Here is a 6299-nt window from a genome sequence, read left to right as displayed (position 1 = left end):
CCTGATAGACTTCGTCACACCGCGGGCACGGTTAATTGGTAGCTGGGGTTCAGTTCTCAAAAGCCCTGATAGACTTCGTCACACCGCGGGCACGGTTAATTGGTAGCTGGGGTTCAGTTCTCAAAAGCCCTGATAGACTTCTGTGGCTCTCATCTGTGGCCACAGCTACGCTGGGGTTCAGTTCTCAAAAGCCCTGATAGACTTCGGTCTTTTTCATGGTGGTTTCCTTTCCGGCTGGGGTTCAGTTCTCAAAAGCCCTGATAGACTTCAAAACAAACGACGCAACCTCAATGGCCAGCTGGGGTTCAGTTCTCAAAAGCCCTGATAGACTTCGCCGCCATCTGGGCAGACACCGGACTCGGCTGGGGTTCAGTTCTCAAAAGCCCTGATAGACTTCAGGTGGGCTTGGAAAAGCCCATTTACCTGGGTCTATTTTGGTGATCGTGGACTAAAATATGACGAGCTGGCTAGGAGTAGTGTCCGCAGGGACCTCTTTTTCTTTCGAGAATCGGATGACTTTAGACCATTGGGCATCAGTGACCGAAAGTATTCGGATATCTCCCCCCGAAGGTAGCTCCGTTTTTATCTGTTTTACCGTCGCTGCCACTCGAGAAGCCAAAGGGAAATACTGGACATAGACGCTCAGTTGAGCTCGGCAGAAGCCGAGGTCCAAGAGGTGATTACGGAATTTGTTGGCGTCTCGAGTTTCCTTTTTTGTCTTGACTGGGAGATCAAACATTACGACGCACCACACTGGTTCACTGCCCTTCGCCGGCATCTAGTAGCCCCTTCCACTGAGGTACCTTGAGAGACTTGACTTCACCTTCGACGTAAAGCCCATAGTGCTGGGCGAATTCGTTGAAAACAGTGGGAAGAGACTTCCCGTCTCCGTTGAAGCTTCCTGTCATACGAATCGAAAGCGTTTGTTTGATCCTTGGAGTTAAGTCCTCCGCAGGAGTCACTGTGCTGAAGACTATCTGGTCAACCATCGGTCGGAAAGGCTCCATGAGATCATCGACTAGGGCGAAGGCGTTGCTGCGGCCGCGATGGAAGAGGCCGAGTGTCCCCGCCAGACCTGCGCTTGTAATAGCTCGTATGCCGTACCCTCGCAGAAGAGTGTAGGCATAATCGAGTGCGCTATTCCATCCTGCTTCACCTGCTCCCGGAATTCGAGAAAAGCCCTGTCCATCGGAAATCAAGGACCAGTAAATTCGTGCAGCCCGTGCCTCGTGGTTATCGGGATCTCCGGAACGGACTTTGCCGGCAAGTTCATTGAGTTTTGCAGAAGGATACCCCGTGATTGCCTCCGCAGTCCGGCTTTGGCCGTAGATCTTTGCTGAAATGACTCGTGCCCATGCTTGCTTCTTCCTTGGAAGCGAAAGCTCTGCCTGGCAGCGCTGGCGAATACCCACCCGCGTGTGGTCATGCCACGGAATAGCGCCAGCTACTGGAACCTGTCGCCAATCGCACACAATTAACGAGATGTCGTATTCGCTGAGCTTCATGACGACAGCTCCTGACACGCTCGTTTTCGAACCGATGAGCACTACAGCTACTTGTGCGAGCGGGATGGCGACCTCCGACTCTTTTTCAGGTTGCCGGACAATTATCTGCCCGCGTCTGTATCCAAGAGAGCCTTCGAGGCCGATACAGTCGATGACTCGCCATCCCGATTTCATGATCAGTCAGCCTTCCAAGTGACAGGGAGATGCGCAGAACTAGTTAACCGGGGCCTACCCAAGGAATCACGGCGAACAACGACTACGCTGCCATCATGGAAAACTTTGTTTACTGCCGGTAGCCAACCAGGGCGGTCGATAATTTTCTTCAGGTCATCTGAGGCAGCATTGTCGAGGCCCTCGGCGCTCAATTGCAACGGCCGAAGCCTCAGCTTTGAATTAGAAAAGAACCCGTCCAACCTCCATCGTCGGACTTGACCGAGCTCGTTCTGCATACCGGCGACCTGCCCGGTGTTGAATTTGGACGTGTCGATGACTAGCTCGTCGTCGACCACAATCCAGCCCAGGTATTCGGCGGTTCCTTCGGCTAGGGCCTTACGTAGCTTGGGTTCGGACTGGCGTACAGACATGGTCTGCGGTTTGAGCTCGACGCTGAAGAGATCCTCGTTGCGGTGTCGGACCAAATCCGTGTTGTAGACGCGCAGCATGCAGTAAGCGTGCTTCTTTCCGCTCGGGACGCGGTAGATGCGCGCGTGGTGGAAACGGCTGAGCTCAGCGTAACCGCCGCGTACCTTGATAGCGCCCGCCCCGACGGGGAAGACCTCAACCGTGTCGTTGTCTTTAGCGCTGAACCACGTCCCGTTGACTCGGATTCGGCGGTCAGGGTTAGCGGGCAGTCCTTCCTTGGGATCGAAGTCTGGTTCGCGGGTAAGAGCACACCAGAGCGCTTCCGTCGAGGCGCGGTCGATGTCGGTGATGCTGATTTCAGACCCGAGCGGGATCTTCTTCAGCTTGCCGATCGTGTCTTCGTGAGCGCGGCTGTTGCCCAATCGCAGTCGCAAATTCGAGGTGACGACAACGCGATCTTCATCCAGCGCCTGCTGCAGTAGGGCGGCTAGCTTCTGCATGCGGGGCAACCATTGGCGCCAGGCTGCGCGGTGCGCGTCATCAATGCCGGTGAATTCCTTCCACTGTTCGGCTTCGCCTGTGAGCTTTACTGCTTCACGCTTGTTGCTGCGCAGCACGAGAGTTTCAGCCACATAGTTTTGCACGAAGGAGACCACTGCAGCGTCCACGGCATGGTGACGGCGGTCCAAACGGGATTTGCCGGTCCCATCGATAAACCGAAGCTTCCGAGAGATACCGGAGGCGCCACGAGCTTCAGCCGTGATCTGGCCGCGGTATACACTCACCGCGGTGTCGCTAGCAGTGTAGGTCTGGGCCACGCGGGCCCGGAGTTCGTTTGCCATCCAAGCGACGGATTCTATGGAGCGGTTGTCGATAGGCTCATCGACTGCCGTGCGCTTGAATCGCTGGCACACGCTGTCGCGGAACTTGTTGAAGTCACGCTTCGTCAGACCGGAGTCTTCGACCCAGTGGCGGGTGCGTTCGAGTGCTTCCTTCACGCTGACGCCGGGGATGGAAGAAGATTCGGCCCATACTGCGAAGGGAACATTCTTCTTCGACAGGTTGCAGCGGTGGCAGACCGCCACGAGATTGTCACGAGTGTTCGTCGAGCCCTCACCAGCGCGCGGGACGATATGGTCCATCTCGCAGTTGGTGTAGGTAATCGTGTCGCCGCAGTAGGCGCACTTGCAGTTCTGGCGTTGAACAGACTGGTACCGCCACAGGTCGGACTTTCGCGGTTTGCCCTCCATCCCGAGGTTTTCCTGCATCTTCGAGAGCAACTCATAGTTGCGCTTCGTCCGTCGGTTAATGTCACGGTCAATTTCGATCGACTTGGCACGGCTGACGAAGCCATCGCGGACGTGCTCAATAACGACAGACTCGGGCGCACCCCACTCGTTGGTCGCGGCATTGAGCCAACGCGCGACCGTCTTGAGGACGCGGTCCACAGCGGGGTTTCCTACCGGTTCTCCGATCGGTGGTGCAGGTGGTGCCCAATCCTCGGGGATACCGAACTCTTCGCGCTGGGCGCGGTGGAGGTCGAGATTGTCCTCGAGCATGCGTCGGGTAAGGCGAACCAAGGTGTCCTCGCTGTAGGCAGCGCGGCCCATGGGCAGGTGCAGTTGATCAAGCTTTTCGTGCTCAGTTTCCTCGAGCTCAGCGAAGAAAGCCTGGACCAGGGCGCCTTCGGCGGAGTCCCAATCGTCCACCTCAGCATTGGACAAAGACTTCAGCATGGCCGCCCGCTCGGCGTCGTTTGCGCCCTTCCACCAGTTCGCCAAAGCCTTGACCTTGCTGGACAAGATGGTGCGGTTGGTGTCGTGCACCGGAGGCTTTGCTCCTGCGCGTTCGCCGTCGTTGGTCATCGTCGCCGTGCCGAGTAATTCGCCGCGGTCGATTTGCAGGATCTCTGCGACGTCCAACCAAGAAGGAGTCTTCTTCGGATCCAAGTTGACTAGGTGGTCAAAGACCAGCAGCTTTTGCTCCTTAGTGAGCTCGTCCTTGGACGAGCCATTGCGGATGCGCAGGTTTCCGATGAGCGCGGCGATACGGTAGCGCTGGAAGGCATCCGAAGCTTTGAGCGCACGATCCAGTTTGGGCTGTAGCGGGTCCTTGCCCACACGGCCGACCTGCGCGCCCTTCGGGGACTCGGCCGCGAAAACGTGATTGATGAGCTCTTTTCGAAGGGTGTCGTCAATCTTCTGGGTCTTACAGATCTCGTTAATTTCGCGCGCGTGATCGACCTGTTGAAGGCGTGCAGAAATCACCGCGGTTTTCACCTCGTCACCACGGCCGGCTTTTTCCTTGGCTTGGTCTTTCTTCTTCCCGCCGCCACGGATGCGATCTACGCCGAGCTGTGCAAAAGAGATCAGCTGGGCAACGGTGGCGTCCGCGGGGATCTTCTTGCCGGTCTTTGCCTCGAGCTCTTCGCGGATAGCTTCAAAGGCGTCGCTAGGCTCGCCGGGGGAGTAGAGGGAGACGGTCTTGACATACGGATTACGCCAGCCGCGGTGATTGGCAATGTGTCGCATCGCGATGGACAGCTTCTCGCCCCGCTCGGCTTCGTCGGCGATGAAGCCGTTGGCTAGTTCGACGCGTGCTTTCCATGGCAGGTAGGGGTCGGAGTAGCTCTCGAAGGGGAGGGTGGTCCAGCTCTGCTTTTCGAGGAATTTCTCGAGCTTAATCATGCGGTGGCGTCGTCGGCGGTACAGGCGGCGCGTGCGTCGAGCGACACCGGAGACGGCGAGACGAGTGATCGCGGTTTTCTGAGAATCGGGATCCAGACCCGAGTCATGGATGAATGACACAGCACTGAGGATTTCCGTGGGGAATCCGGCGTCGTCGATAGCAATGGCGGCGCAACCGACCGAGTAGGAGCCGACATCGATGCCTACGCGGTATTTCTGGGGAGTCGTCATGGTAGGGGGACAAGGCCTTTCGGGTAGTAGAAAAGCCGATGCCCGAAGGCATCGGCTGGAGCAATCGGTACCGATAACGAGTCGGTCCTTACTGAGGTTCAATTCTCACTAAAGACTTTATGTCTAGACAGCGTATTTGGCAACACAATTTCTTGATATATTCACCACATTTTCTCCCCTTGGCGCAGCGCCGGTACCTACCCACCCGGCTCTTGGTACCTGCCCAGTAGGCTGGGGACATGAATCTTGATGATGTTTTAGACCGCGCTCACGTGGTCCAGCTGCCCATGGCGGTGAAGTTCCGTGGGGTGACCAGCCGGGAGGCGCTGCTCATTGACGGGCCGAAGGGCTGGGGTGAGTTCGCTCCCTTCCTGGAATACGGGCCGGAAGAATCCGCGCACTGGCTGCAGGCCGGCTTGGAGGCCGCCTACCAGGGCTTCCCGGTGCCGTTGCGGGACACGGTTGAGGTCAACGGCACGATCCCGGCGGTGCCGGCGGAGCAGGTCCCGGAGGTCATGCAGCGCTACCCGGGCTGCACCACCCTCAAGATTAAGGTGGCGGAAAAGGGACAGACCCTGGGTGATGACATCGCGCGCGTGGCGGCCGTGCGTGAGCACGTGGCGGCCACGGGTGCCACGCCGGTGCTGCGCGTGGATGCCAACTGCGGCTGGACCGTGGACCAGGCGGTGGAGGCCGCGCAGCGCCTCATGCCGCTGGATTACATGGAGCAGCCCTGCCAGACCGCGGAGGAGCTAGCCGAGGTGCGCAACCAGCTCATGCGCCGCGGTATTTTCGTGCGCGTGGCCGCGGATGAGTCCATCCGCAAGGTCGAAGACCCGTTCCGGGTGGCCGAGCTGAAGGCCGCGGACGTGGCCGTCGTGAAGCCGGCGCCGCTGGGTGGCGTGCGCCGGGTGTTGAGCATCGCCAGCGAGCTGCGCGCTAGGCACATGGACATCACGGTGGCCTCCGCGCTGGATACCTCCGTCGGTATCAGCATGGGGCTGGCTGCCGTGGCGGCGCTGCCCAAGATTGCTGATGACGAGGACATTGACGTCGCCCCGGCCGCAGCGGGGCTGGCGACCGGTTCGTTGTTCCTCGAGGACGTCGCCGCGCCCCGGGAGATCGTCGACGGGCATCTCAAGGTAGACGCCGCCGTCCCGGAGCTGGACCGCCTGGCCGCACTGGCCGCCCCGGCGGACCGCCGCGACTGGTGGTTCGAGCGCCTGCGCCAGGCCTGGGAGTTCGTGCCTGCCCAGGAAGACTAATAGGGGACGTGCGGTGGGCCGCGCTGCTG

The 6299-nt window shown here is 59.0% G+C and carries 4 protein-coding genes and 1 CRISPR repeat array; of the genes, 1 reads left to right on the top strand and 3 read right to left on the bottom strand.

The window, feature by feature from the left end; genetic code table 11:
• Positions 1-41: 41 nt before the first annotated feature.
• Positions 42-397: direct repeats of the CRISPR family, unit length 36 nt; unit sequence GCTGGGGTTCAGTTCTCAAAAGCCCTGATAGACTTC.
• Between the two features lie 51 nt (positions 398-448).
• From cas2 to cas9, 3 genes are read right to left on the bottom strand one after another with little or no spacing between them, the layout of a single operon-like run.
• Positions 449-778, bottom strand: coding sequence for a CRISPR-associated endonuclease Cas2 (cas2, locus tag ACEE23_RS09025; protein WP_368520736.1), 330 nt, complete (start codon positions 776-778; stop codon positions 449-451).
• Positions 759-1679: a type II CRISPR-associated endonuclease Cas1 gene (gene cas1 / locus ACEE23_RS09020; protein WP_448871600.1), complete on the bottom strand. Its 921-nt coding sequence runs from the start codon at positions 1677-1679 to the stop codon at positions 759-761. The genes cas2 and cas1 overlap by 20 nt, the downstream gene beginning before the upstream one ends.
• Positions 1680-1681: 2 nt before the next feature.
• A complete protein-coding gene (gene cas9, locus ACEE23_RS09015) occupies positions 1682-5005 on the bottom strand; it encodes a type II CRISPR RNA-guided endonuclease Cas9 (protein WP_448871598.1) in 3324 nt (1107 codons plus the stop codon).
• A 239-nt stretch (positions 5006-5244) separates the two neighbouring features.
• Between cas9 and ACEE23_RS09010 the strand changes: the two genes are divergently transcribed.
• A complete protein-coding gene (locus tag ACEE23_RS09010; protein ID WP_448871596.1) occupies positions 5245-6270 on the top strand; it encodes an o-succinylbenzoate synthase in 1026 nt (341 codons plus the stop codon).
• Positions 6271-6299: the final 29 nt, after the last annotated feature.

The sequence above is a fragment of the Corynebacterium sp. 32222D000AT genome (assembly GCF_053546955.1).
This window is presented reverse-complemented; position numbering and strand designations above follow the sequence as displayed.